The organism is Salana multivorans (genome assembly GCF_003751805.1).
GTDB lineage: Bacteria > Actinomycetota > Actinomycetes > Actinomycetales > Beutenbergiaceae > Salana > Salana multivorans.
The window spans coordinates 374,120-396,871 of record NZ_RKHQ01000001.1; the positions used below are offsets into that span (position 1 = coordinate 374,120).

Below are 22,752 nucleotides of genomic sequence, written 5' to 3' on the forward strand. Positions count from 1 at the left end.
GCTGAGCGCGGACCCGCACCCCTTCCGTGAGAACTGGCGTGTCGGGTGGGGCCGGTCACCCGGTGAACGACCCCACCCGAGCGGTCCGATCAGGCCGCGTCGGTCACCGACCACTCGCCGACGTTCCACCAGACACCGGTCTGGTTCGCCATGTAGACGTCGAAGCCCTCGACACGCTCGGTGTGAGCCTCGAGGCCCGGCGACTGGAACAGCGGGAGGCCGTAGCCGTCAGCGAAGAAGAACGGGTCGATCTGCTGCTGGATCTTGATCTGCTCGTCCTTGTCGACCGTCACGAGCAGCTGCTGCATGAGGGCGTCGGCCTCGGCGTTGCTGTAGCCGTTCATGTTGCTGCCACCGGTCGAGGAGAAGATCTGCGGGACGCCGGAGACGCCGACACCCGAGCTGATCCAGCCGAAGATCGTCGCGTCGTAGGAGCCGTCGCCGAGACGGGCGCTCCACTTCGGGTCACCCTCGTCCACCACGGTGAAGCCGGCCTCGGTCGCGGCGGAGGCGATGAGGGTGTAGGAGTTCACGCGGTTCGGGTTGTCCGTGTTGTAGAGGATGCGGACCGTCGGGTTGCTCACGCCGGCCTCGGCGAGCTTGGCCTTGGCGGCGTCGATGTCACCCTCGAGCGGGTAGGCGTCGGAGCCGTTGCTGGCCACCGCGTCGGCGTAGCCCTCCTGCGAGGAGACGAAGAGCTGGGAGTTGAGCACCTCGGCGCCCGGCTTCTGCGGCGTGACGATCGCGTCGAGGATCGCCTGACGCGGCATCGAGAGCAGGAACGCCTCGCGGACGAGCTTGGCCTTCGCGGCGTCGCCGCCGTAGGTGGCCGGGTCGAACGGGCCGCCGTTGTTGAAGGTCAGGTCGAGGTGGTCGTAGGCGAGCTGGTCGCCCGTGACGATCTCGACGCCGCTGAGGGCCTCGAGCGCCTGGAGCGTGTCGGCCGAGGACTGGGGCGAGATCACGTCGACCTCACCGTTCTGGAGCGCCTGGACGGCGGCCGTGGCCTCACCGATCGTGCGCATGATGATCGTGTCGAGCTTCGGCGCGGTGCCGTAGAACTTCTCGTTCGGGACGAGGGTCACCGTCTGGTTCTCGACGACGTCGGAGACGATGAACGGGCCGCTGGAGAGGTAGAGCTCGGGGTCGCTCGGCAGGGTCGTCGAGTTGAAGCCCGTGTTCCAGAAGTCGGCGACGGCGCGCAGCTCGGCGTTCTCCTCGCCCGGGGTCGCCGACTGCAGGAGCGTCACGAGCGCGGCGCTGTCCGCGAGGCCGGCGTTCTTGGCCACGACGTGGGCGGGGGTCTGCGCGATGTTGAACGCGGACTCCCAGTCGGCGGCCGGCTGGGTGTAGGTGAAGGTGATGCTGAGGCCGTCCTCGCTCAGCTCCGGCACGCCGGCCAGGGCGAGCGTGCCCGTGTCACCGGCGTAGTCGAAGTAGGCGACGTCGTCGTCGGTCTGCGGCTCACCGTCGGGGCCCGGGCCGTTGAAGTGGCCCGAGTAGATCGCCCAGGAGAGCAGGAGGTCGGCGGCGCCGATCTGCTCGCCGTCGGACCAGGTGACGCCGTCGTTCACGGTGTACTTGACGACCAGGGGGTCCTCGGTGACGAGCTCGTAGGAGCCGAAGTCCTCGTCGTGGATGATCTCCATGTCGGGGTTGAGGTACCAGAACCCACCGTGCGTCGCCGAGGCGATCTTGCCGTTGATGTCGAGGTTCGTGTCCGAGGTGTCGGAGTTGAACGCCGTGAAGGCGTTGGTCTCGGCAACGGTGATCGTGCCGCCGCCGGTGGCCTCGCCGCCGTCGGTCGCCGTCTCGCCGCCCGTGGTCTCGGAGCCGCCCGTCGGGGTGGACTCGCCCTGCGGCGTGTTCGCGCACGCCGTGAGCACAAGGGCAAGCGCCGCAACCGCGGCCGCCCCACCCGTGATACGCCTGATCTTCAATGTTCCTCCATCATGGATGAGCCGTGACCCTGGACAGGTTGAGCGGTCGACCCGCCAACCGGCGCGTTCGTGGGCGCCCCGGTCCTGGCACGAATGTGGCCCAACGGTAACCACAGAGTCGGGCCGGACGCCGCACCAGCACGGCGCCCGCGACGCAATCGTTACCTAATTGGTACGCGGGAAATGCCACTGTTACCCCGCTGACACCTGGCGGATCGGTATTCGATCAGCGCCCGGTGGACCCGTCCCCGTCGTCCGGGATCGTCGCGAGCGCGTCGCGCAGCGGCCCCAGGCCCATCGGGCCGAGACCGAGCGCGCGCGCGTGGAACCGACGCAGCGAGAAGTCGGCGCCCTCACGCCCGCGCGCCTCGTCCCGCGCCTGCTCCCACAGCCGCGCACCCACCTTGAAGGCGAGCGCCTGGCCCGGCCAGCCGAGGTAGCGCAGCACCTCGAACCGCGCCGTCTCGGGGTCGACCCCGGCCAGGCGCTGGAGCGTGTCGACGCCGAGGTCGATGCTCCACGGGACCTCCGGCACGAGCCCGTTCCCCGCAGGGACGGGGAGCTGGAGGTGCAGGCCGAGGTCGATGACGATCCGGCAGGCCCGCCACAGCTGCGCGAGCACGACACCGAGGCGCTCGTCGGCCGCGGTCGCCAGGCCGATGTCGACCGCGAGCTGCTCGGCGTAGTGCGCCCAGCCCTCGGCGTAGCCGTGGACCTGGCACAGGTACCGCTGCCACGGGTGCAGGTCGGCCAGCCCGAACGTGATCGCGTGCTGCAGGTGGTGCCCGGGGACGCCCTCGTGGTGCACGGTGCTGACCTCGCGCCACGTCGGCACGTCCGTCGAGCCGGAGGGCACCGTCCACCAGACGCGGCCCGGCCTGGTGTGGGCGACGTCGGGCGGCGAGTAGTACATGACGCCGGAGGCGGCCGCCGTGAGGCGGGCCTCGACGCGACGCGACGCGGCCGGCAGGTCGAACCACACGCCGTCGACGGCGTCGGTCACCGAGTCGAGCCGCGCCTGCAGCCAGCCCTCCAGCTCCGCGACGGGCACGCGCCCCTCGGGTCGCGCGTCGAGGATGGCGGCGGCCGCGAGCACGTCGTCCTGCCCCGTGCTCTCCCTGGCCAGCTCGGTGGCCCTGGCCCACAGCCGGGTGAGCTCGCTCCAGCCCCAGGCGTAGGTCTCCTCGAGGTCGACCGCCGTGCCGAGGAACGCGGTCGACGTCGCCGTGTAGAGCTCGGCCCCGACCGCGTCGGTCTCGCCGGCCCGCGGCGCGAGCTCCTCGCGCAGCCGCTCGGCGAGCCAGCTCGTCGCCTGCGCCGCCTCGCGGGCGAGCGGGACGAGCCGCTCGTCACCGGCTGCGACGCCGTCGTAGTACCCGGTCGCCACCCAGCCGTCGCACTGCTCGGCGACGCCGAGGACCTGGCGACGGGCCACGACGTGGCCGCGGTCGGCCGCGGCGTGGAGCGTCGCGAGGTAGTCGCGGTAGGCGCCGGGGACGGCGGCGAGGTTGGCCCGGACGCGCTCGACCTGCTCGTCGGTGCCGCTCGGGAGGTTGTCGAAGACCTGTCGCACCCCGTGGACCGGGGTCGCCAGGGGGGCCAGCAGCCGGCGGGTGAAGCCGACCTCGTCGAGCGCCGCGTCGCTGCCGAGGCGCTCGATCATCGCCGAGCGCAGGAGGTGGTCCCCCCGGGTCCCGGCGCGGGCGACCTCGAGGGCCGCGACCGTCTCGCGGGCGAGGTCGGCGCGCGCGGCGAACGCGTCGTCGCTCAGGTCGGGGATCTGGATCTCCGGGTCCTCGCCGACGGCCTGCGCCGCGTCGGGGTCGAGCCGCGCGAGGTCCTCGAGGTAGGCGTCGGCGATCTCCGTGACGCTCCAGGGCCCGGAGGCGCTGCCGCGCCCGGTCGGCCGGCCGGCGCTCACGAGAGCACCCGCGCGCGCAGCGCGCCCCGGTCGTCGCGGACCACGTCCCCGCCCTTGACCACGCCCCACAGCTCGCGCAGCGCTGCCACGTCGGCCAGCGGGTCGCCGTCGAGCACCACCAGGTCGGCCGCGGCGCCCGGGACGAGCGTGCCGTACTGGCCCTGCTCCTGCATCCACTCCGCCCCGGCGGCGGTCGAGGCCCGCATGACCTCCAGCGCGGTCATGCCCGCGTCCTGCATGTGCTCCATCTCGCGGACGGTCGCGGTCGTGCCGTCGTAGGCGGCCTGCGGCGGCATGTCCGTGCCGAGGCTGATCGGGACGCCGGCGGCGATGGCGTGCTGCAGGCTCTCCCAGTGGCGCGGGCCGGCGCCGAGGGCGCGGTCGATCATCCACGTCGGGACGCCGTTGGAGACGAAGAAGTCCTCGCAGCGCGAGACCGAGATCGTCGGGGTGTACCAGACGCCGCGCTCGGCCATCGAGGCACACAGCCCCGCGGTCAGCTCGTACCCGTGCTCGATGCCGTCGAGCCCGAGAGCGACGGCCTCCTCGGAGACGTGGGCTGGACCGGCGTGCGCGGTGACCTTGCGACCCCACGCGTGCGCGGTCTCGATGACGGCGCGCATCTCGTCCTGGGTGAGCTGGGGGGTGTCGATCGCCTCGTGCTCGCCCGCGATGCCGCCGGAGATGCAGACCTTGATGAGGTCGGCCCCGGCGCGGAGCTGCTCGCGCGTCGCGCGACGGAAGCCGTCGGCGCCGTCGGCCTCGTGACCGTCCGCGTCCCAGCCGTGACCGCCCGTGCAGCACAGCGCGTGCCCGGCGGTGCGGATCCGGGGGCCGGACACCAGGCCGGCGTCGATCGCGCGGCGCAGCGCCATGTCGGCGAACCGCGACTCGCCGACGAGGCGGACCGACGTGATGCCGGCCCGCAGCGTGTCGCGCGCGTTGCCCGCCATGAGCAGGACGAGGTCGGCCTCGGTCGAGGAGTGCACGGAGTCCTGCATCGGCCCGGGGAGCGCGAGGGAGAAGTGGACGTGCCCGTTGACGAGGCCCGGCACCACCCTCGCCCCGTCGAGCTCGACGACCCCGGCGGTGCCATCGGGGCCATCGGTGCCGGTGTCGGCCGAGCGAGCGATCGCGAGCGCCTCGTCCGCGGCGCCGACGAAGGCGATCCGACCGTCGTCACCCACGACGAGACCGGCGTCGTCGCGCCAGGTGTCGGCGACCCCGTCCCACAGCGAGCAGCCGATCCAAGCTGTTGCGGCCACGTCCTACCTCCAGAGTTGAAGCGTCTGCGTCGAGCCCGTCGCCCCCACCGTACACTTGCAGCGAACGCTGTTCGCCCCGGGCGAGCACCCGACCATCGTCGTCGCCGGAGGGAGCCGCCGTGATCGGTCCGAGACTGCGGGAGCTGCGCGAGCTGCACGGCCTCTCGCTGCGCGCGCTCGCCGCCGCGTCGGGGGTCTCGGTCGCGCTCCTGAGCCAGGTGGAGAACGGGCGCTCCGAGCCGAGCATCGCGACGCTGCGCAAGCTCGCGCCGGTGTTCGACGCCGACATCGCCGAGCTGTTCCACGAGCCGGCGGCGCCGCGGGTCCACCTCTCCCGACCCGGCGCGCGGACCATCCTCACGGCACCGACCGGGATGGTCGGCTACGAGCGGCTCACGCCAGGGCGCGGCGACCTCGAGGTGCTTCGCGCCGTGCTGCAGCCGGGCGAGGCCTCGGCCGCCGAGCCCCGCGGGCACGAGTCGACCGAGTGCGTGTACGTGGTGGCGGGCGCCGTCGTCGTCGAGATCGGCGCCGAGGAGCACCACGTGCGCACCGCCGAGTCGATCACGTTCGACTCCCGCCTCCCGCACCGCTTCCGCAACCCGTTCGACGACGCAGCCGAGATCCTCGTGAGCGTCACGCCGCCGACGCCGTGAGGCCGGCGCACGGCGACGTCCTCGACTCCACCCTCGACACCGTGAGGTCCACATGACACGCACGTCCCCCATCGCCACCCGGTTCCGGCACGTGACGGGCGGCCTGCTCTCCCCCGTCTCCAAGGCCGACGTCGGCGAGACCGCCGGGCGGCTCCTCGAGCAGGGCTACGACGTCCTGGCCTGGGCCGACCCGTTCTTCCCCGACCGCAGCCTGCCCGCGTCCGTGCGCGCCGCGATGCTCGCCGAGATCGAGGCCGGGCTGCCCGAGCACTACACGATGCCGATCGGCGACCTCGGCCTGCGCCGGACGATCGCGGCGCGGATCGCGGCGACGACGGGTCTCCAGGTCGACCCGCAGCGGCACGTCATCGTGACGCCGGGGTCCGACTCCGGGCTGCTGCTCGCGCTCATGCCGCTGCTGGAGCCGGGCGACGAGGTGCTCGTGCCCGACCCGTCCTACCCGTCGAACGTGCGCGACGTCGAGATCCTCGGCGCCGTCCCGGTCACCGTGCCGCTCGACGCCGCCGACGGGTACCGGCTCGACGTCGCCGCGTTCGAGCGGGCGCGGACGGAGCGCACGCGGGTGGTGCTGCTGTCCCACCCGAACAACCCGACGGGGACGGTGTTCCGCCGCGAGTGGCTCGAGGAGCTCGCGGCGTGGATCGTCGCGAACGACCTGGTCCTGGTCTCGGACCAGGCGTTCGAGGACCACGTGTACGACGACCTGGAGATGGTCACCCCGGCGACGCTGCCCGGCATGTGGGAGCGCACGATCAGCGTGTACTCCATCTCGAAGGGGCTCGGGCTGTCGGGGCTGCGCGTCGGGTACGTCGTGGCCGACACCCCGTTCATGGACGTGTACTACGGCGCGGCGGTCAACGTCGTGGGGGCGACGTCGACGGTCTCGCAGGCCGGGGCCGTCGCCGCGCTCCAGGACCCGACGATCCTGCCGGCCAACCGGGCCGAGCTGCTGGAGCACCGCGAGGTCGCCTGGCGGCTCCTGCACGACGTCCCCGGCGTCCGCGCGACCTGGCCCGAGAGCGGCATCCTGCTGTGGCTCGACGTGTCGGCGCTCGGGTCGGGGGCCGAGGTGGCGGACCACCTCGTCCGCAACGCTCGGGTGCTCGTCAACGACGGCGCGGCGTACGGGCCGTCGGGTGCGGACCACGTCCGGCTGGTGTTCGGCTGCTACCGCTCCGCCGCGCAGCTCGAGACCGTGCTGACGCGGGTCCGCGCGGCCCTGCTCGAGCTGGCGGCCGAGCGCGGGCTGGTCGAGTAGCGGCTGCGCCGGCCGGCCAGGCCTCGCGCATCGCGGTGGCCCGGCGGCGAACCTGCTCAAGCCGCTCCTACCCGGGACGGGAGCAGGCCGCCCGTCGCACGGAGAGGGTGACCGCCCGTTCGAGTCGGGCCAGGTCCGGGGGCCCACGTCTCGACGGGAGGCCGGTGATCCCGCGACACGACTGCGTCGGGCCGGCGCGCCGCGTCCCGCTCGTAGGCTGACGTCATGCCTCGCATCCTCGTCACCGGCATGTCGGGAGCCGGAAAGTCGACGCTGCTGGCGGAGCTCGCCCGGCGCGGCCACCGCACCGTCGACACCGACGAGGACGGGTGGGAGCTGCCCGACGGCTTCTGGGACGAGCCCCGGATGAGCGACCTGCTCGCACGGCACGGCGACGTCGTGGTGTCGGGAACGGTCGAGAACCAGGGCGGCTTCTACGACCGGTTCGACCACGTCGTGCTGCTGAGCGCCCCGGTGGACACGCTGATCGAGCGCGTGCGGACCCGGACGAACAACCCCTACGGGCGCAGCCCGGAGCAGCAGGACGAGATCCGCCGGTACGTGGTCGAGGTCGAGCCCCTGCTGCGGCGAGGGGCGTCCGTCGAGCTCGACGGACGCCGCCCGGTCGTCGAGCTGGCCGACGCGGTCGAGGCGCTCGGGCGCCCCTGACCGCGGCGCGAGCACCGAGCGGGTCACGGGGACGGAGGGGGAGCACGACGATGGGCAGGAGCACCAGGGGCGCCAGGAGGTCCAGGGGCGTCTCCGGCGGCGAGCCGGACGCGCGGAGCTTCGTGCAGGTCGCGCGGCAGCCGAGCCTCGGCGTCGAGGTCGCGACGGGGCGGGCGTGGGTCGGCGTCGACCAGCAGGTGGGGCACGGTTCCGCCGACGCGCTGTTCGCCCTGACCGACGAGCAGTACGCCGCGGCCCTGATCGACCCGTCGGCGATCGGGATCTTCGAGATGGAGTGCTGGCGGGGCGAGCACGACGACCTGCTGCTCCGCCACCCGCGCACGGGGCCGCCGACGCACCCGTGGACCGGCCTGCGCTCGCGGATGATCCCGCCGCGGCTCGTGGGCGAGATCTGGCACCACGTCGACGCGCTCGGACGGCCCGAGGGCAGCGCGAGGCTCGCCGTCTCGCGGGCGCTCGCGGCCGGGACGGCGCTCGTCACGACGGATGCCGACGGCGTGGTCGGCCTGACGTTTCCGCCTCGTCGGCGACGGCGCGTACCCCCGCCCCGCCGCGCTCGTCGCCGGACTCACGGCTGGCGTCGACCGGGAGCGGGCGCGATCGGTGCTCGGCGACCCCGTGGAGGTGAGTGCCGACGGGTCCGTCGTGCACGCCGTCGAGGCGGGCCGCGTGCGGCTCGGGTTCGCCGGCGACGGCCTCGTCGAGATCTCCCTCGAACGCCCGCCGTCCGAGGGGCTCCCGGAGGGAGGGATCCGGGCGTTCCTCGAGGTGCTCGGCGAGCCCGACGGCGGCGCGGCCTGCCGGGCGGTCGCGGCGCTCGCCGGCGGGACGGCCCGGCGGTGGGCGGTCTCGTCGGGGTTCCTCCGACGGCTGATCGCCTTCGACGGCGGTGTGGAGCTGCAGGTCGAGGACGCCCGCGTCCTGAGCTCGCGCATCCGCCTCGTGAACGAGGCCGGCGGCGGGGTCTATCGGCACGCCGGCGGCCTGCTGGTGGGAGTGCCCCGGTCACCGTCGCGGGACGACCTCCACCGGGCGCTCGGCCCGCCGGCCGCCACGAGCGGGAGCGTCGAGCTGCACCGGCGCGGCGGGTGCGACCTCGTCGTCGAGTACGGCCCGGGGGCGGCGGGCGGGATCGCGCGCGAGATGACGGCGGTGCCCACCGGAACCAGCGTCTCCCACGGGATCCACCGGTGGCGGTCCGGGGAGTTCGCGCTGTTCCTCGACGTCCTCGGGCTCGAGGAGTCGCATCCCCTGGTCGGGCAGGTGCGGAACCTCGCCGGGGTCCGCCTCGGGGTCCACGGTGGCGTCGTCGCCGAGGTCGTGATCGGGGACGCCGGTCACCGGACGGAGCGGCTCGCGGCCTTCGTCGACGGCATGCCGGGCGAGCCGACGCGGACGGACGTGCCGTTCGGGCGACCCTCGTACGTCGGGGATCGCGACGACCTGCGGGACTTCGACCAGGGCTGGATCCACGTCCACGCGGCCGACGGCACGTCGATCTCGACCATCACGATCAGCCGGGAGGCGCCGCGCGCCCTCGACGCGCACCGCTGGACGTGGCACCGCGACCGCTGAACCGCGCCGTGCCGCCTGGCGCGGTGAGACCGGGTGTGAGACTGGCGTCGTGGACATTCGAGCAGCGGCACGCGACCGGTTCGGCGGGCGCGCGGCCGACGTGATGCGCCGGCTCAACGAGCGGCACCCGTGGAGCCACAACGAGGCGTTCCACGCCTGGATCGTGACGCGGCTGCCGGACCGGCGGGCCGAGGCGCTGGACGTCGGCTGCGGACGCGGCGAGCTCCTCGCCGTCCTGGCGGAACGCTTCGAGCACGTGCGCGGCCTCGACGTCGACGCCGGGATGCGGCAGGCGAGCAGGACGCGCTGCGCCGGTCTGACGAACGTCACGGTGGACGGGGCGGACCTCGCCGAGGTTCCGGCCGGCGTGGACCTCGTCACCATGGTGGCGGTGCTGCACCACCTGGACCTCGGGTCGGCGCTGGAGCAGGTGCGCCGCGTCCTGAACCCGGGTGGGCGGTTCCTGTGCGTCGGGCTGGCCCGGCCCGAGTCGGCGGCCGATCACGCGTGGGACGTGGCGTCCATGGTGACGAACCCGATCATCGGGTACGTCCGGCACCCGTGGGCGGCGGCGGCCGGGTCGGTGCCGCCACCGATCCCGGTCAGGGACCCGGAGGTGACGCTGGCGGAGGTCCGGGCCGTCCTCGACGAGGCGATGCCCGGCGCGCGGGTGCGTCGTCACCTCGGCTTCCGGCACACGATCGACTGGACCAAGCCGGAGGAGTGACCGGCCGGGCGGCGATCCCGTCGCTCGGGATCAGGCCGTCTCCCCCGGTCCTCCGGCGCGCCGGACCTGCCACTGCTCCCAGCAGGCCCCGGGGTCGAGGTCGGCGTACCCCCGCGCCTCGGACATGGCCCGCGCCGCCGAGCGTCGCAGCATGACGCACACGCCGTCGTCGCGGATCGCGAGCACCTCGTCCCGGCTCAGCGGAAGGCCCTTCGCCGTCTCCGCCGCCTGGAGCAGGACGACCAGGGGCGGCATGAAGACGGGGACGAGCCCGTCGTCCGTCTCTGACACGTGACGACCTCCTTCGGTCGGTGGTTCTCCTGGTCGGTGGTTCTGGTCGGCTCGAGGCTCAGCCCGCGAGCTCGAGGAGCTTGCGCACGGTGTTGAGGTTGCGCGCCGTGCCCGGGACCGCGAGCGCCCGCCCGATCGACGCGTCCTTCATCTGCGGGCGGCCCGCGCCGCCGGCGTACCGGACGTGCAGCTCGCGGCCGATCACCTCCCACCGGTCCTCGCCGGTCTCGAAGATCCGCGCCTTGGCGATCGCGTCGGGCGTCGGCTCGGCCGCGAGGAACGTGACGTAGGAGAACCGGGGTTCGAGCACCTCGAACGGGTGGGCGTCCAGCGCGGCCCGGACCTCCTCGACCGATCGGCTGATCACCTCTCGGAAGAACCCGAACCTCTCCTGCACCGCGACCTCCAGGGCTCGCTCGAAGGCGTCGACGTCGGAGGGCGGCGTGCACACCAGGTTGCCCGAGGCGATGTAGGTGGACACGTCCGTTGCGCCCAGCTCCTCGGCGAGGACGCGCCAGTCGGCCATCGGCAGCTTCGCCCCGCCCACGTTGACGGCGCGCACGAGGAAGATCCGCCGCCCGCTCATCGGGCCGGTCCGTTCGAGTGGATACGCATGGAGCTCCTCATGACGGGCGCGGTGCGACGTCGTCCCGGTACGACTCGGTCACACGCTCATCCTGCACCGCTCACCGAGCTCGTCGCGCCGGCCGCGGGCGCTCGCTCCTCCGACGCGGGACGCCTCTACCATCGCGAGATGGACTGGACGTTCGAGGCGGAGGTCGTCGAGTGGCGCGGGCCGGCACCGTTCGTCTTCGCACGCATGCCCGTGGACGTCAGCGACGACGTACGGGAGGCCGCCCGCGACCTCGTCTACTGGGGGCAGGTGCCGGTGCGGGCACGGCTGGGCGGTGCCGCGTTCGACACGGCCCTGTTCCCCAAGGACGACGCGTACCTGGTGCCCCTGCGTGTCGCGGTCAGACGGGCCGAAGGCACCGAGGTGGGCGACGTCGTCCGGATCGGGCTCTCGCTGCGGACCGGACGCGCCCGGCCGTAGTCGAGACGCGACCGAGCCACCGGAGCGCCGGTCCCGCAAGCCTCAATGAGCCGTCGGCGGCCCCCTGAGGGACGCATCGGGATACGGTGAGATCGCCGCCCTCCACGAGGCCGGGGCGAACCGATACCTGGAGTCGTCATGCGTCCACTGGTCCTCCGACACAGCCTGTCCCTCGACGGGTATGCCGCAGCACCCGCGGGCGTACACGACGACTTCTTCCTCGAGTACGACGAGGACGAGGAGTTCGTCGCGCACATGGCCACCGTGCTCGGATCGGCCGGCGTCCACGCGATGGGCGCTCGCACCTATCGGGACATGGCCGGGTACTGGCCGTTCCAGAAGGGGCCCGAGGCCGACGCGATGAACGCCATCCCCAAGGTCGTCTTCTCGCGTTCGCCGATCGACACCCCGTGGGCGACGACGACCGTCTGCTCAGGGGACCTGGCCACCGAGGTGGCCGCGTTGAAGGCCCAGGACGGCGGCCCGATCCTCGCGCACGGCGGCGTTCGGCTCGCCCAGGCGCTCGTCCGCGCCGACCTCGTCGACGAGTACCACCTGCTGATCAGCCCCTTCGCGCACGGCGGCGGGAGCCCGCTGTTCACCGAGCTCACCAGGCTGAAGCTGATCGACGTCACGTCGTTCCCCAGGGGAAACCTCGCCCTGACCTACTCACGTGCGGACGAAGCCTCGTCCTGAGCCGTAGCCACGTCGCGACGTCGACGAAGACCGGTGAGTGCCCTCCCGACCAGCGCGCGCAGCCTCTGTCAGACTCGAAGCATGGCCGAAGAGTCCCGTAACGGTTCAGCTCACGTGTTCCGCATCGAGGGTGCCCGCATCGACACGATCGAGGACCTGTACGCGCAACTGAACACGTTGCTGATGCAGGAGGAGGACTGGGAGCTGGGGGCAAGCCTGGATGCGCTGAACGACGTGCTGTATCGCTTCAACCCCAAGAACGTCGTCGGTCCGACGGTGTTCGTCTGGGCGGATCACGGGCACAGTCGGGAGGCCCTCGGCCGGGCAGCGACCGCGCGGTGGCTCGAGGAGAAGCTGCGTCACCCGGACTCCTTCGACGTGCAAACGATCCGAGCGCAACGGGACGCGCTGATGTCCGGTGAGGGGAAGACCTACTTCGAGATCGTCCTGGAGGTGTTCGCCGAGCACGCCCCGGACGTTCGCCTGGAACTCGACTGACCGCTTCGACGCACGGCCAGATCCCTCGACGTCACCGCTCTGCGCCCGCCATCCGGGAGCTCAGCCCGGTTCAGTCTGCTTCGAACGCTCGATCGCCGACCCAGGTCACACGTTGAACCGGAACTCCACGACGTCGCCGTCCGCCATCACGTAGTCCTTGCCCTCGACCCGGGCCCGACCCGCGGCGCGCGCCGCCGCCACCGAACCCGCCGCCACGAGGTCCTCGAAGCCGATCACCTCGGCCTTGATGAACCCCTTCTGGAAGTCCGTGTGGATGACGCCGGCCGCCTGCGGCGCCGTCCAGCCCTGACGGATCGTCCAGGCGCGCGCCTCCTTCGGCCCAGCGGTGAGGTAGGTCTGCAGCCCGAGCGTGTGGAACCCCACCCGCGCGAGCTGGTCGAGGCCGGCCTCGTCCTGCCCGGAGTCGGTCAGCATCTCGGCCGCGTCCTCGGGCTCGAGCTCGACCAGCTCCGACTCGAACTTCGCGTCGAGGAAGATCACGTCGGCCGGGGCGAGCTGCCGGCGCACCGTGGCCTGGAAGTCCTTGTCGGCGAGCCCTGCCTCGTCCGTGTTCACGGCGTAGATGAACGGCTTCGCGGTCATCAGCCCGAACGGCCGGAGGATCTCGGCGTCGAACTCGGCGCGATGCGCGTCGATCGTCTCGCCGGTCAGCAGGAGCGCGAGCGCCCGCTGCGCGACGTCGAGGACGGCCGCGTCGGTCTTCTTGCCGCGAACCTCCTTCTCCAGCCGCGGGATCGCCTTCTCCAGCGTCTGCACGTCGGCGAGCACGAGCTCGGTGATGATCGTCTCGACGTCGGCCAGCGCGTCGACGCGCCCGTCGACGTGCACGACGTCCGGGTCCGCGAACGCCCGCGTGACCAGGCAGATCGCGTCCGCCTCGCGGATGTTCGCGAGGAACTGGTTGCCGAGCCCCTCCCCCTCGCTCGCACCCTTGACGATGCCCGCGATGTCGACGAACGACACGGTCGCCGGCACGATCCGCTCGGAACCGAACACCGCGGCGAGCTTGTTCAGCCGCTCGTCCGGGAGCGGCACGACGCCGACGTTCGGCTCGATCGTCGCGAACGGGTAGTTCGCGGCGAGCACGCTCGCGCGGGTGAGGGCGTTGAACAGGGTGGACTTGCCGACGTTGGGCAGGCCGACGATGCCGATAGTGAGAGCCACGAGCGGCGATTCTACGCGGTTTCCACAGCCGCCGGGCTTCATGTCAGACCTCGGTGGTGGAGTGCTGGCATGGACTCCTCGGCACTTCTCGTCGCGACCGCCACGCTGGCCGCTGGCCTCGTCATCGGGTACCTCCTCGCGCTCGTGCGCTCGCGTTCCCAGCGGGACGACGACGCGGCGGCGCTCGTCGCCACGCGCGCCCGAGCGGCGGAGCTCGAGCGCACGCTGGACCGGGAGCGGACGGACGCGGCGACCCGCGTGTCGGAGGCCGAGCGGCGCTCGCTGCGCGCGCTGGCGGAGGCCGAGGAGCGGCATGCCGACGAGATCGAGCGGCTCCGGGCCGACGGGGACGCGCGCCTGGCCGAGCTGCGCGAGGACACGGCGCGCCTGGCCGACGAGTTCGACGCGCTGTCCCGGCGCGCCCTCGCCGCGAACACCGAGGCGTTCCTCGCGCAGGCCGAGGAGCGGCTCAAGCGCTCCCAGGCCGAGCAGGCCGGCGAGCTCAAGCAGCGGGAGGAGGCGGTCCGCTCGCTCGTGGCGCCGCTGGAGAAGACGCTGGCGCAGGTGCGCGAGGAGGTCACGGCGGCCGAGCGCTCGCGCGCGGTCGCGCACGCCGCGCTCGCGCAGGAGGTGCGCGGCATGAAGGAGACCGGCGAGGCCCTGCGCAGCGAGACCGGCGCGCTGGTGACGGCGCTGCGCTCGCCCCAGGTCCGCGGCCAGTGGGGAGAGCTGCAGCTCCGCCGGACGGTGGAGGCGGCCGGCATGGTCGAGCACGTCGACTTCGCCGAGCAGGTGCGGCTGGAGGACGGCGCGCTGCGTCCCGACCTCGTGGTCTCGCTCCCCGGTGACAAGCGAGTCGTGGTCGACTCCAAGGTCGCGTTCAACGGGTACCTGGAGGCCATGGAGGCCCGGGACGACGCGACGCGCCGGTCCCGTCTCGCCGCCCACGCCCGGCACCTGCGCGCCCACGTCGACGCCCTGTCCGGGAAGGAGTACTGGGCCCACGTCGAGGGGTCACCCGAGTTCACGGTCATGTTCGTGCCGTCGCAGGTCTTCCTCGACGCGGCGCTGGAGCAGGACCCGTCCCTGCTGGAGTACGCCTTCGAGCACGACGTGGTGCTCGCGACCCCGGCCACGCTCGTCGCGCTCCTGCGCACCGTCGCCTACACCTGGCGCCAGGAGCAGCTCGCGGCCGAGGCGGCCCAGGTGTTCCGGGTCGGGCGGGAGCTGCACAAGCGGCTGGCGACGTTCGGCTCCCACCTCGACACGGTGGCGCGCAAGCTCAACGGCACGGTCACGGCCTTCAACGCGATGACGTCCTCGCTCGACTCGCGGGTCGTGCCCCAGCTCCAGCGGTTCTCGGCGCTCCAGGGGCTCGACGAGGCGGCCGCGACCGTGCCGCCCCCGCTGGAGGTCCAGGCCGTCCCCGCGCACAAGCCCGACCTGTTCGAGGACGTGCTCGGGCCGCGCCGGGAGCCCGAGCTGGAGCCGGCACCCTCGCCCGGCGGACGGGCGATCACCGAGGCGAGTGCCTAGATGTCGTCGGCGTGCGGCAGGCTTGTCCCCGTGACCGCGAGCGCCGAGAACCCGTCGCCGCTGCCCGCCGGCGACGGCCCGCAGCAGCTGCCGGAGCGCGCGCTCGACACGACGGCGGAGCGGCCGTGGCCGCTGCGGCTCCTCTCGCTCAAGATGGGCGAGTACATCGACAAGATGGCGCCGGTCTGGGTCGAGGGGCAGATCGTCGAGGCCAACCGTCGCTCCGGCATGAGCTTCTTCACGCTGCGCGACACCGAGGCCGACATGTCGCTCAGCCTCACGGCGTTCTCGTCGGTGCTCGACCGTCTCCCCGGTCCGCTCGCGCCCGGCAGCCACGTGGTCGTCCACGCCAAGCCGACCTTCTACTCCAAGCGCGGCACGCTCTCCCTCCAGGCGCGGGCGATCCGTCCCGTCGGGGTCGGGGAGCTCCTCGCGCGGATCGACCAGCTCCGCCGGGTGCTCGCGGCCGAGGGACTGTTCGACGCCCGGCACAAGCACCAGCTCCCCTTCCTGCCGGCGAAGATCGGTCTCATCTGCGGCCGGGAGGCCAAGGCGATGCACGACGTGCTCGTCAACGCCCGCGAGCGGTTCCCCGAGGTCACCTTCGACGTGCGACAGGTCGCCGTCCAGGGTGTCAAGGCCGTGGCGGAGGTCACCCGCGCACTCGCGGCACTGGACTCCGACCCCACCGTCGAGGTCATCGTCGTGACGCGCGGCGGCGGCAGCGTCGAGGACCTCCTGCCGTTCTCGAACGAGTCGCTCGTCCGCGCGGTCGCGGCGGCTCGCACGCCGGTCGTCTCCGCGATCGGTCACGAGACGGACGCACCGCTGCTCGACCTCGTGGCCGACTACCGCGCGTCGACGCCGACGGACGCAGCGAAGCGGATCGTGCCGGACGTCGCCATCGAGCGGCAGCAGATCGTGCTCGCGCGGCGGCGGCTCGAGGCGGCCATCCGCGGCCGGGTCGACGTCGAGCAGGACCGGCTCGACGCGCTGCGCACGCGGCCGGTCCTCGCCGACCCGACCGTCATGGTCGCCGCCCGAGAGAACGAGCTCGTCCACGCGCGCCGGACGCTCCGGCTCTGCCTCGGCTCGCGGCTCGACCGCGAGCACGCGGCCGTCACCTCGCTCGCGGCCCACGTCCGGGCCCTCTCCCCCGCCTCGACGCTCGACCGCGGCTACGCGGTCCTGCGCACGGCCAGCGGGATCGTCGTCCGCGAGCCGGCCGAGGTCGCGGAGGACGAGCCCGTCGAGGCCATCGTCTCCGGGGGCCGGCTCGACCTGCGCCGCGCCACCGCCCGCGAGACGCCCACGCCCCGCACGACGTCGTCCTCTCGCACGACGTCGTCGCCCCGCGAGGCGCCGACCCCCGGTGACGCCTCGTCGTCCGACGAGGCGCCGACCCCCGGCGGCACCTCGTCGTCCGACGAGGTGCCGACGTCCCGCGAGACGTCCGCACCACGCCCCGCCTCCCGTCTGCTTGACTGATTGGTGTGACCTCGATGTCCACGTCCTCCCCCGGCGAGAACCACCTCGCCGACATCGCCACCCTGAGCTACGAGCAGGCGCGCGCCGAGCTCGTCGACGTCGTCCAGCGCCTGGAGCAGGGCGCGGCGACGCTCGAGGACTCCCTCACGCTCTGGGAGCGCGGCGAGGCCCTCGCCACCCGCTGCCAGACCTGGCTCGACGGCGCCCGCGAGCGCCTGCGGGCCGCGTCGAACCCCACCGCCCCGGGCGACCGCCCCGGAGACGTCTCCCGCCCCGACCCCGAGGAGCCCCGCGCATGAAGGCACTGGTGATCGGCGAGTCGCTCGTCGACGTCGTCGTCCGCCCCGACCAGGAACCGCAGGCGTTCCCCGGCGGCTCGCCCGCCAACGTCGCGATCGGTCTGGCCCGGCTCGACCACCCCGCGGTGCTCCTGACCTGGCTCGGCCCGGACGAGTACGGCGACCTGGTCCGCGAGCACCTCGCCTCCAGCGGCGTCGCCGTCGCGCCGGGCTCGAACGGCGCCGACCGGACCTCCGTCGCGCTCGCCCGGATCGGCGAGGACGGCGCGGCCCAGTACGAGTTCGACCTCACGATCGACTACCCCGACCACGCGATCGACGACGACGTGGCGGCCGTGCACGTCGGGTCGATCGGCGCGGTGCTGGACCCCGGGTACGAGAAGGTCCGCGACCTGCTGCGGGCCGCGCGCGCCCAGGCCACCATCAGCTACGACCCGAACCTGCGGCCCAGCATCATGGGCTCGCCGGACGCCGTCCGCGACCGGGTGCTCGAGCTCGTCCGGCTCGCCGACGTCGTCAAGGTCTCGGACGAGGACCTCGCCTGGCTGGAGCCGGGGCGCGACCCGCACGACGTCGTCCGCGAGTGGGCGACCTACGGTCCCGGCATCGTGGTCGTGACGCGCGGCGGCGAGGGCGCGCTCGGCGTCACGGCCGGCGGCGCCGAGTACGACCTCCGGGCGCCCAAGATCGTCGTGGCGGACACGGTCGGTGCCGGCGACTCCTTCATGGGCGGGCTCGTCAGCGGGCTGTGGCGGGCGGGCCTGCTCGGGGCCGAGAACCGCGATCGCCTGCGCAACCTGTCCGAGGTCGAGCTCGGCCTCCTCCTCGACCGGTGCGCCCGCATCGCCGCGATCACGGTGTCGCGACCGGGCGCCAATCCCCCCACCAGCGCCGAGCTCGGCGAGAACGGAGCCAGCGCGTGAGCGAGTCCGCAGCACCGACCCCCCGGACCATGACCCCGGCGGAGGCCTGGGCGCTCCTCGTCGAGGGCAACGAGCGGTTCGTCTCCGGACAGGCCGAGCACCCCTCGCAGTCCGTCGAGCACCGCCAGTCGCTCCAGGCGTCGCAGTACCCGTTCGTCGTCATCTTCGGCTGCTCGGACTCGCGGCTCGCCGCCGAGCTCATCTTCGACCAGGGGCTCGGCGACGCCTTCGTCGTGCGCACGGCCGGTCACGTCATCGACACGACGGTCATCGGCTCGATCGAGTACGGCACCGAGATCCTCGGCACGCCGCTCGTCGTCGTCCTCGGGCACGACTCGTGCGGGGCGGTCGGCGCGGCGGTCGACGCGCTGGAGACCGGCGAGATGCCGCCCGGGTTCGTCCGCGCGATCGTCGACCGCGTCATCCCGTCGATCCTCACCCACAACTCCCTCGAGGACACCGAGCGGTTCGGGCTCCCGCACCACCCCGTGCGCCAAGCCCTGCTCCGCGAGCACGTGACCAACACCGTCAAGACCCTGACCGCGTACTCGCAGGTGCTCGCGGACGCGGTCGCCGAGGGCCGCCTCGCCGTCGTGGGCGCCGAGTACACGCTCGCCGAGGGCCGGGCGCGACTCGTGTCCGTCCAGGGTGACGTCGGCGTCGAGCCGGACCTCACCTGACGGGTTGCCCACGGGGCGGGTCGGCACCGCCCTCGAGCCCTCCCACCACCCCGACGTGAGACACGTCACACGCCCTCAGGTTGATGCGCGCCCCGCGCCTCCGCTACGTTCGCGTGTTCGCCTACTTCCCTGACCAAGGAGTGACACCCTCATGCGATCCGCCCAGCGCCGAATCGTGACCATCTCGACCGCCGCACTCGCGGCCGTCCTGCTCGCCTCCTGCGGCACGTCCGGCAACGGCGCCTCCGAGGAGACGACCACCCCCGAGTCCTCCGAGACCGCCGAGACCCCGGACGCCGAGCCGACCGAGACCGAGAGCGAGCCGGAGCCCGAGGAGGAGACCTCCTCGTCCACGGCCCTCTCGACCAACTACGCCGCCGAGGCCGTCGACTTCGGCGAGCCCGGCGCGACCACCGACCCGGGCACCCAGCTCGCGTTCGGCCAGCCCGCCTGGGTCAACCAGACCGAGAACTTCGGCGAGGAGGAGACCACCGGCGGCGTCGGTGTCAGCATCCTGGCGATCCAGGAGCTCGACGCGAGCATGTTCGACGACTACGAGAACGCCGAGGAGTTCGCGGGGCTTCAGCCGTACGCGATCATCTACCAGGTCCAGTGGCTCTACGACGCCCCGGAGGGCTACAAGCCCACGTCGCCCGCCCTGTTCCCGATCCACGAGGACGGCAGCGACGCGCAGTACCTGGTGTCCGGCATGTTCACCACGATGTTCAGCAGCCCGGGCGACTCCTGCGGCCTCCAGCTCCCGCCCTACGACGAGGCGACCCGCACGCTCGTGACCTGCATGGTCGGCCTCGGCAGCGGCCAGCCCCTCGTCGGCGCGATGTTCAACGGTGAGAGCTACGGCGCCTTCTTCGCCACCGACGGCAACCCGTACGTCGGGAGCCCCATCGTCTGGCGCTGAGCCCGGCCGAGTCGGACGCTGACGCGTTCGACGAACGACGACGGCGGGTGGTCACCCCGAGAGGGGTGGCCACCCGCCGTCGTCGTTGTCGGAGTGGGAGTCCTCGACGTCCTCCGCTGCACCGACCTCAGCCAACGGCCTCGCGGATGGCCGGGAGCACCGCGCCGCCGAGGAGGTCGAACCCCTCCGACTCGGTGAGCCCGTGCGGGGTTCCGAACTCGACGCGGTCGGCGCCCGCCTCGAAGAGCTCGACGGCGTGGGCCGCCACCTCCTCCGGCGTCCCGGCGAAGGCGAAGCGATCCAGGACGTCGTCCGGCACCAGGGCGCCGGCCCCGGCGACGTCACCGGCCTCGAGCCGCTCCCGCAGACCCGCGAGAAGCTCGGGGTCGATGTGCACGGTCGGGTCGAGCGCCCCCACGACGTCGACGTACATGGCGACCTGCTCGCGCGCGTGCGCGCGGGCGGCCGCACCGTCCCGTGCCACCACCGTCACGGCGCCCGCCGCGAGCGCCACCGCGTCGCGGGGCCGTCCGGCGGCGAGGGCCGCCTCGTCGAGCCAGGTCCGCATCAGCCGGACCATGTCCGGGTTCGTGCTCCCGCCGATCTTCACCTCGTCCGCGACGCGGCCGGCGAGCTGTGCGCCGCGCGGCCCCCACGTCCCGATGAGGACGGGGATCGAGGACCGCAGCGGTGTGTAGTGCAGCGCCATGCCCGGCTCGAGCGTGAACACGCGCCCGGCGTAGCCGCTCGTGTCGCCCGCCAGCAGGCGGCGCACGATCTCGACGGTGTCCTCGATCGCGGCCAGCGGTCGTGGCTGGTCGACCCCGACGCGGTCGAGCCACGAGCCGCGCACCAGGCCGAGGTAGGAGCGCCCGCCGCTCGCCTCGTCGAGCACGGCGGCCTGCCCCGCGATCTCGACCGGGTGCGTGAGGTACGGGTTGAGGCAGGCGGGCCCGAGCGTCATCCGGGACGTCGCGCCAGCCGCGGTGACGAGCGCCGCGAGCGGCGGCTGGAAGCCGAGGTCGGCGTACACCGACAGCCCGTCGAACCCGGACCGCTCGGCCTGGGTCGCCAGGTGCGCGTACGTCGCGACCGCCTTGTCGGACTGGAGGGCGATCGTGACCCGGCGCCGCGCGCCCGGGTTCGCAGGCGTGCTCATGTCAGCTCCGACGTCGGGATGCGGGATGTGCCGAGGCGCTCGATGCGCATGACGAGTCGCTCCTCGGGGTCGGGGCAGGCGACGTGGCAGTCCTGCGCGAGCCAGTCCCCCGGCGCGAGCGCGCGCTGCTTGGCTGGCAACAGCGGGAGGAGCGAGGCGAGCGCGTAGAGGCAGAAGTGCCGCCCCTCCGGGATGCGCACCTGGCTCGACCGGGTCACCTCGAGGTAGTCGCCGACGGCCATGCCGCACACGGACCGACCCTCGATGCGCTCCACGACGACGCGCAGGTCCGCCAGCTCCGTGACGTCCTGCCCGTCCGGCGCGCTCGCGTCATCGGCTGCATCGCTCACGCGGCCATTCTGACCCCGACCCACCGTCGCCGGACCGGCCGACCACCACGTGGACGACACCCCGGCGGCGCGACCACCGGGCGGCGGCCGTCCGGCGGCCGACCTCCCGCTGGCCCTCGACTACACGTCGATCCCCTCGAGCAGCTCCGTCACGAGCGCGGCGACGGGCGAGCGCTCCGAGCGGGTGAGCGTCACGTGGGCGAAGAGCGGGTGGCCCTTGAGCGCCTCGATGACCGCCGCGACGCCGTCGTGCCGCCCGACCCGCAGGTTGTCGCGCTGCGCGACGTCGTGCGTCAGCACCACCCGGGAGCCCTGCCCGATCCGCGAGAGCATCGTGAGCAGGACGTTCCGCTCGAGCGACTGGGCCTCGTCGACGATGACGAACGCATCGTGCAGCGAGCGCCCGCGGATGTGCGTGAGCGGCAGCACCTCGAGCATCCCGCGGGACATGACCTCCTCGACGACGTTGCTCGACACCATCGCGCCGAGCGTGTCGAAGACCGCCTGCGCCCAGGGGTTCATCTTCTCGGCCTCGCTGCCCGGCAGGTAACCGAGCTCCTGGCCGCCCACCGCGTAGAGCGGCCGGAACACCATGATCTTGCGGTGCTCGCGCCGCTCCAGGACCGCCTCGAGGCCGGCGCACAGCGCGAGTGCCGACTTGCCCGTCCCGGCGCGACCGCCGAGCGAGACGATCCCGATCTCGGGGTCGAGCAGGAGGTCGATCGCGACGCGCTGCTCCGCGCTGCGGCCCCGCACGCCGAACACCTCGCGGTCGCCGCGGACGAGCTGGAGCTGCTTGTCGGCGGTGATCCGCGCGAGCGCGGAGCCGCGGGTGGAGTGCAGGACCAGCCCGGTGTGGACGGGCAGGTCGCGCAGCTGGCTGCCGTCGCGCAGGTCCGAGATCGCCACGGGGTCCCCGCCCCAGAGCGAGGCGAGCTCGGCCTCGTCGACGTCCGCCTGGGCCATCCCCGACCAGCCGACCTCGACCGCGAGCTGCGCCCGGTACTCCTGCGCCGCGATCCCCATCGAGCTCGCCTTGACCCGCATCGGGAGGTCCTTGCTCACCACGACGACGTCGAGCCCCTCCGAGCGGAGGTTCCCGGCGACGGAGAGGATCCGCGTGTCGTTGTCGCCCAGCCGCATGCCTGAGGGCAGCACGCTCGCGTCGGTGTGGTTGAGCTCGACGCGCAGCGTCCCGCCCTCGGTGCCGACGGGGACGGGCCGGTCCAGCCGGCCGTGCGTGACGCGCAGGTCGTCCAGCGCGCGCAGGGCGCTGCGGGCGAAGTAGCCGAGGTCGGGGTGGTGGCGCTTGGCCTCCAGCTCGGTCACGACGACGACGGGCAGCACCACGTCGTGCTCGGCGAAGCGGAACAGGGCACGCGGGTCGGACAGGAGGACGGAGGTGTCGAGCACGTACGTGATGCGCTCCCCCTCCCTCCCCTCGTCGACCGGCGTCTCCGCGCTCGTGGTGGGGTGGGTGGGGGTGGTCTCGCTCACGGTGCCTCCCTGGCGGGCTAGCTGTCCGAACGGCTGACGTCTCGCACGCTACGCCGAGCCTCGCCCGCCGGAGCGCTGTGACACGCGCGACACGCCCGGAACCGTGACCCGGCGCTTCGAGGGT

Annotated in this window: 23 protein-coding genes; 14 read left to right on the plus strand and 9 right to left on the minus strand. The window is 73.1% G+C overall.

Features of this window, described 5'->3' with window-relative positions:
• Positions 1-89: 89 nt before the first annotated feature.
• The 3 genes from EDD28_RS01780 to EDD28_RS01790 form a co-directional block, all read right to left on the minus strand.
• Positions 90-1,940 (minus strand): ABC transporter family substrate-binding protein, encoded by a 1,851-nt coding sequence (locus EDD28_RS01780; protein WP_123738068.1) that lies wholly within the window; start codon positions 1,938-1,940, stop codon positions 90-92.
• Between the two features lie 226 nt (positions 1,941-2,166).
• A complete protein-coding gene (locus EDD28_RS01785; RefSeq protein WP_123738069.1) occupies positions 2,167-3,861 on the minus strand; it encodes a DUF885 domain-containing protein in 1,695 nt (564 codons plus the stop codon).
• Positions 3,858-5,126, minus strand: coding sequence for a metal-dependent hydrolase family protein (locus EDD28_RS01790; protein WP_123738070.1), 1,269 nt, complete (start codon positions 5,124-5,126; stop codon positions 3,858-3,860). Before EDD28_RS01790 ends, EDD28_RS01785 begins: the two co-directional genes overlap by 4 nt.
• 119 nt (positions 5,127-5,245) lie before the next feature.
• Between EDD28_RS01790 and EDD28_RS01795 the strand changes: the two genes are divergently transcribed.
• The 5 genes from EDD28_RS01795 to EDD28_RS01815 all read left to right on the plus strand — a co-directional run bounded on the left by EDD28_RS01795 (position 5,246) and on the right by EDD28_RS01815 (position 10,053).
• Positions 5,246-5,782, plus strand: a complete 537-nt coding sequence (locus EDD28_RS01795; RefSeq protein WP_123738071.1) for a helix-turn-helix domain-containing protein — start codon at positions 5,246-5,248, stop codon at positions 5,780-5,782.
• A gap of 52 nt (positions 5,783-5,834) precedes the next feature.
• On the plus strand, positions 5,835-7,061 hold the full coding sequence (locus EDD28_RS01800; protein ID WP_123738072.1) for a pyridoxal phosphate-dependent aminotransferase: 1,227 nt from the start codon (positions 5,835-5,837) through the stop codon (positions 7,059-7,061).
• A gap of 225 nt (positions 7,062-7,286) precedes the next feature.
• Entirely contained in the window at positions 7,287-7,730 is a 444-nt protein-coding gene (locus tag EDD28_RS01805) for an AAA family ATPase (RefSeq protein ID WP_123738073.1), read from the plus strand.
• Positions 7,731-8,375: 645 nt separating this feature from the next.
• On the plus strand, positions 8,376-9,326 hold the full coding sequence (locus EDD28_RS17625) for a hypothetical protein (protein WP_211339088.1): 951 nt from the start codon (positions 8,376-8,378) through the stop codon (positions 9,324-9,326).
• Between the two features lie 49 nt (positions 9,327-9,375).
• The gene (locus EDD28_RS01815) at positions 9,376-10,053 is read left to right on the plus strand and encodes a class I SAM-dependent methyltransferase (protein WP_245967872.1); all 678 of its coding nucleotides are present in this window, start codon (positions 9,376-9,378) and stop codon (positions 10,051-10,053) included.
• Between the two features lie 30 nt (positions 10,054-10,083).
• Here EDD28_RS01815 and EDD28_RS01820 read toward each other — a convergent pair whose 3' ends face one another.
• Both EDD28_RS01820 and EDD28_RS01825 read right to left on the minus strand, forming a co-directional pair.
• The gene (locus tag EDD28_RS01820) at positions 10,084-10,344 is read right to left on the minus strand and encodes a hypothetical protein (RefSeq protein ID WP_211339089.1); all 261 of its coding nucleotides are present in this window, start codon (positions 10,342-10,344) and stop codon (positions 10,084-10,086) included.
• Between the two features lie 58 nt (positions 10,345-10,402).
• Entirely contained in the window at positions 10,403-10,930 is a 528-nt protein-coding gene (locus EDD28_RS01825) for a DUF1697 domain-containing protein (RefSeq protein ID WP_123738075.1), read from the minus strand.
• A gap of 168 nt (positions 10,931-11,098) precedes the next feature.
• Here EDD28_RS01825 and EDD28_RS01830 point away from each other — a divergent pair, with 168 nt between their 5' ends.
• The 3 genes from EDD28_RS01830 to EDD28_RS01840 all read left to right on the plus strand — a co-directional run bounded on the left by EDD28_RS01830 (position 11,099) and on the right by EDD28_RS01840 (position 12,592).
• Positions 11,099-11,398, plus strand: a complete 300-nt coding sequence (locus EDD28_RS01830) for a DUF1905 domain-containing protein (protein ID WP_123739864.1) — start codon at positions 11,099-11,101, stop codon at positions 11,396-11,398.
• Between the two features lie 138 nt (positions 11,399-11,536).
• Positions 11,537-12,094: a dihydrofolate reductase family protein gene (locus EDD28_RS01835; protein ID WP_123738076.1), complete on the plus strand. Its 558-nt coding sequence runs from the start codon at positions 11,537-11,539 to the stop codon at positions 12,092-12,094.
• Between the two features lie 81 nt (positions 12,095-12,175).
• Positions 12,176-12,592, plus strand: a complete 417-nt coding sequence (locus EDD28_RS01840) for a barstar family protein (protein ID WP_123739865.1) — start codon at positions 12,176-12,178, stop codon at positions 12,590-12,592.
• A 105-nt stretch (positions 12,593-12,697) separates the two neighbouring features.
• Here the strand turns inward: EDD28_RS01840 and ychF are convergent, their stop codons facing one another.
• Positions 12,698-13,777, minus strand: a complete 1,080-nt coding sequence (gene ychF / locus EDD28_RS01845; protein WP_123738077.1) for a redox-regulated ATPase YchF — start codon at positions 13,775-13,777, stop codon at positions 12,698-12,700.
• Positions 13,778-13,846: 69 nt separating this feature from the next.
• On the opposite strand from ychF, the gene EDD28_RS01850 reads away from it, so the two are divergent.
• The 6 genes from EDD28_RS01850 to EDD28_RS01875 all read left to right on the plus strand — a co-directional run bounded on the left by EDD28_RS01850 (position 13,847) and on the right by EDD28_RS01875 (position 19,622).
• The gene (locus EDD28_RS01850) at positions 13,847-15,313 is read left to right on the plus strand and encodes a DNA recombination protein RmuC (protein WP_123738078.1); all 1,467 of its coding nucleotides are present in this window, start codon (positions 13,847-13,849) and stop codon (positions 15,311-15,313) included.
• 30 nt (positions 15,314-15,343) lie between these two features.
• Positions 15,344-16,801 carry an exodeoxyribonuclease VII large subunit gene (gene xseA, locus EDD28_RS01855; RefSeq protein ID WP_245967873.1) on the plus strand — a complete coding sequence of 486 codons (1,458 nt, stop codon included), beginning with the start codon at positions 15,344-15,346 and terminating at the stop codon, positions 16,799-16,801.
• 14 nt (positions 16,802-16,815) lie between these two features.
• Positions 16,816-17,100 (plus strand): exodeoxyribonuclease VII small subunit, encoded by a 285-nt coding sequence (locus EDD28_RS01860; protein ID WP_123739866.1) that lies wholly within the window; start codon positions 16,816-16,818, stop codon positions 17,098-17,100.
• A complete protein-coding gene (locus tag EDD28_RS01865; protein WP_123738080.1) occupies positions 17,097-18,023 on the plus strand; it encodes a carbohydrate kinase family protein in 927 nt (308 codons plus the stop codon). The genes EDD28_RS01860 and EDD28_RS01865 overlap by 4 nt, the downstream gene beginning before the upstream one ends.
• A 29-nt stretch (positions 18,024-18,052) precedes the next feature.
• Complete coding sequence (locus EDD28_RS01870) at positions 18,053-18,703, plus strand: carbonic anhydrase (protein ID WP_123738081.1); 651 nt, start codon at positions 18,053-18,055, stop codon at positions 18,701-18,703.
• A gap of 175 nt (positions 18,704-18,878) precedes the next feature.
• Positions 18,879-19,622, plus strand: coding sequence for a hypothetical protein (locus EDD28_RS01875; protein WP_148059515.1), 744 nt, complete (start codon positions 18,879-18,881; stop codon positions 19,620-19,622).
• A gap of 127 nt (positions 19,623-19,749) precedes the next feature.
• On the opposite strand, the gene EDD28_RS01880 is transcribed toward EDD28_RS01875, so the two are convergent.
• From EDD28_RS01880 to phoH2, 3 genes are all read right to left on the minus strand, one after another.
• A complete protein-coding gene (locus EDD28_RS01880; RefSeq protein WP_123738083.1) occupies positions 19,750-20,781 on the minus strand; it encodes an LLM class flavin-dependent oxidoreductase in 1,032 nt (343 codons plus the stop codon).
• On the minus strand, positions 20,778-21,131 hold the full coding sequence (locus EDD28_RS01885) for a TIGR04076 family protein (RefSeq protein WP_123738084.1): 354 nt from the start codon (positions 21,129-21,131) through the stop codon (positions 20,778-20,780). The genes EDD28_RS01880 and EDD28_RS01885 overlap by 4 nt, the downstream gene beginning before the upstream one ends.
• A gap of 120 nt (positions 21,132-21,251) precedes the next feature.
• Entirely contained in the window at positions 21,252-22,553 is a 1,302-nt protein-coding gene (phoH2, locus tag EDD28_RS01890; protein WP_245968020.1) for an RNA 5'-3' helicase PhoH2, read from the minus strand.
• Positions 22,554-22,752: the final 199 nt, after the last annotated feature.

Coding starts and splice junctions, on each gene's coding strand:
- EDD28_RS01840 (WP_123739865.1), top strand. CDS start 12,176: ATGGCCGAAGAGTCCCGTAACGGTTCAGCTCACGTGTTCCGCATCGAG.
- EDD28_RS01865 (WP_123738080.1), top strand. CDS start 17,097: ATGAAGGCACTGGTGATCGGCGAGTCGCTCGTCGACGTCGTCGTCCGC.
- EDD28_RS01860 (WP_123739866.1), top strand. CDS start 16,816: ATGTCCACGTCCTCCCCCGGCGAGAACCACCTCGCCGACATCGCCACC.
- EDD28_RS01880 (WP_123738083.1), bottom strand. CDS start 20,781: ATGAGCACGCCTGCGAACCCGGGCGCGCGGCGCCGGGTCACGATCGCC.
- EDD28_RS01825 (WP_123738075.1), bottom strand. CDS start 10,930: ATGAGCGGGCGGCGGATCTTCCTCGTGCGCGCCGTCAACGTGGGCGGG.
- EDD28_RS01870 (WP_123738081.1), top strand. CDS start 18,053: ATGACCCCGGCGGAGGCCTGGGCGCTCCTCGTCGAGGGCAACGAGCGG.
- EDD28_RS01850 (WP_123738078.1), top strand. CDS start 13,847: ATGGACTCCTCGGCACTTCTCGTCGCGACCGCCACGCTGGCCGCTGGC.
- EDD28_RS01835 (WP_123738076.1), top strand. CDS start 11,537: ATGCGTCCACTGGTCCTCCGACACAGCCTGTCCCTCGACGGGTATGCC.
- EDD28_RS01830 (WP_123739864.1), top strand. CDS start 11,099: ATGGACTGGACGTTCGAGGCGGAGGTCGTCGAGTGGCGCGGGCCGGCA.
- EDD28_RS01805 (WP_123738073.1), top strand. CDS start 7,287: ATGCCTCGCATCCTCGTCACCGGCATGTCGGGAGCCGGAAAGTCGACG.
- EDD28_RS01800 (WP_123738072.1), top strand. CDS start 5,835: ATGACACGCACGTCCCCCATCGCCACCCGGTTCCGGCACGTGACGGGC.